Source organism: Microcystis sp. M53598_WE2, from assembly GCF_030067735.1.
In the GTDB taxonomy this organism is placed as follows: domain Bacteria; phylum Cyanobacteriota; class Cyanobacteriia; order Cyanobacteriales; family Microcystaceae; genus Microcystis; species Microcystis aeruginosa.
In genome coordinates, this window is the sequence record NZ_JASJFE010000087.1 from 1 (window position 1) to 2,318 (window position 2,318).

Genomic DNA, 2,318 nt, shown 5'->3' on the forward strand with positions numbered 1-2,318 from the left:
CTAGGAAATCTTTGGCTGGCATAAGTAGGATTTTTCTCAAGTTACTATTTCTATTTTAGGTGGTTTAAGTGCGTTTTAGCTTATTTTTTTGAGCAACGCACGATTGAGCAATACATTGGCGACTATTTGCGGAATTTGCCAGGTGCAACCCTGGAAGCAGAGGAACTCCAACTCGAAAGCGAAGCCATGCTGAAAGCGATCGAGGCACAGCATGGAATCCTCACAGAAAGGGCGCGAGGCATTTTTTCATTTTCTTATCTGGCATTTCAAGAATACTTCACGGCTCGAAAAATAGTTGCCAGCCATAATTTGCAGGCATTAGAACAAGCACTGGGAGGGTTGGTGAGTCACATCACCGATTCCCACTGGCGCGAAGTCTTCTTGTTAACGGCTGCCATGTTGCGAAGTGCAGATGCGCTGGTGCAGTTGATGAAGCAACAAATTGATGCCTTAGTCGCGCAAGACTCCTATCTGCAAGAGTTTTTGAGTTGGGCCAGCCAAAAATCCCAGCAGCTCCCAGACGAACCCAAAGTGGCGACCGCACGCGCATTTTACCTTGCCCTTGCCCAAAGCCCGCATACGGCAGATCGCTTTGCCTTAGCCAGCACGCTCGATCAGGGGATGTTTTTAGATGCGGCGTTGGAGAACTTGCTGGTAGAGTTTGCCATCGACCACAGTCAGGATTTTGCATACGTCAATGCTTGTAGCGAGGCACTCAACAACATTCTGGTGATGGTTCTGGATGCTGGATTTTATAAGTCTTTGCAACAATTGAGAGACCAACTGCCACCTCCGAGTCAAAACCTGGAACGGCTTCAGCACTGGTGGCAGAAAAACTATTCTGCCTGGGTGGAACAGTTGCGGGGTGCGATCGCCAATTATCGCAATATTCATCATCCCTGGCAGTTTACGACTGAGCAACAGCAGCTGCTCCAACGCTACTATGAGGCCAATCAACTCCTGATCGATTGTTTGAATAGTAACTGCGAAATAACAGCCGCAATCCGGCAAGAAATTGAAGCCACGTTGCTGTTACCTCAAAAGGACTTGGAAGATCGGGAATGGCAAGGAGATTAAATTGATAGACCACTCATTTGGATTTTACGGGTTCGCTTTCTTTGGGATCATCCTGGCGCGATACTTTCTCGTGGCTGGGGGAACCTATTTGTTCTTCTATTCGCCCTTGAGTCAGTCCTTTGTCAATCACAACCTGCGGCATTGGTCTCCCTCTTGGCGATCGATTCAACAAGATATCACGCTCTCGGTTCTTTCGGCGGGGGTGTTTGCGCTGGCGGCGGCTTTCATCATGACAGGATACAGTTGGGGCATTACCCGCTTATACAGCCACCCTCAACAGTATGGGCTGTGTTATTTAGGGGTTAGTTATGGCGCTGTGTTGGTTCTCCAGGATGCCTATTTCTATTTCACCCATCGCTTGTTTCACCACCCGTCACTCTTTCGGTGGTTACACCAGGGACATCATCGCTCGCGCTATCCTACCCCGTGGACTTCGTTTGCCTTTGACCCACTAGAGGCGATCGTTCAGTCTCTCTTCCTGGTCGGCATTGTCTTTGTCCTTCCCCTGCATTTCATCACGTTAATTGCGGCACTCACCACGATGACGATCTGGGCAGTGTTAAATCATCTTGGGATCGATCGCTTGCCCTCCTCATTTCCCCATCATTGGTTGGGTCGGTGGTTTATTGGTCCTGCCCATCATTCCATTCATCATCGCAAGTACACCGTACATTACGGTCTATATTTCACGTTCTGGGACAAACTCCTCGGAACTCAAGACCCCGATTATGAGCAGAAGTTTGATGAGCGTCTGACGGGTAAAGTCGATGGAATTTAACTCGTGCATCGCCCGTTACATTTTGTCTCGTATTCAAGCAATTCATACAGACTCAATCAATTCATACAGTAAATCAAGCAACCATCTATCAGGGTAATAGCAGAAGCAGAATTGTTGACTCGACTCAGGTAAGCAGTTCTCAAATTCTAGGTTCTTCGTTACTTGGTATGGTTCGATAGGGGGGTATAAATCGACTAAATCCTTATCTGGCAAAAGACTCAATTGATTAGCTCGTTCTAGATAGAAAACAATTGGCAAAAATCGAAGCAATGTCTTTCTATGTAAGGGTTTTATCCTTTATAACCCCCCTCCATTGCATAACACAAACCGAAGAACCAAATTCTACAAATTCAATAAGGAGACTTCTTGACATCCTCACCGCCGTAAACGGACGGTGATTCCCAAACCTCACGATTTAGGTTTCTGCTTCTTTCCCTTGCGGGGTTCCGCACCTGCCTTAACA

General features: G+C 47.3%; 2 protein-coding genes. Both read left to right on the plus strand.

Features of this window, described 5'->3' with window-relative positions; translation table 11 throughout:
- Window positions 1-135: 135 nt before the first annotated feature.
- On the plus strand, window positions 136-1,077 hold the full coding sequence (locus PX636_RS02045; protein WP_288116073.1) for an NACHT domain-containing protein: 942 nt from the start codon (window positions 136-138) through the stop codon (window positions 1,075-1,077).
- Window positions 1,078-1,165: 88 nt separating this feature from the next.
- Window positions 1,166-1,855 (plus strand): sterol desaturase family protein, encoded by a 690-nt coding sequence (locus PX636_RS02050; RefSeq protein WP_242017338.1) that lies wholly within the window; start codon window positions 1,166-1,168, stop codon window positions 1,853-1,855.
- Window positions 1,856-2,318: the final 463 nt, after the last annotated feature.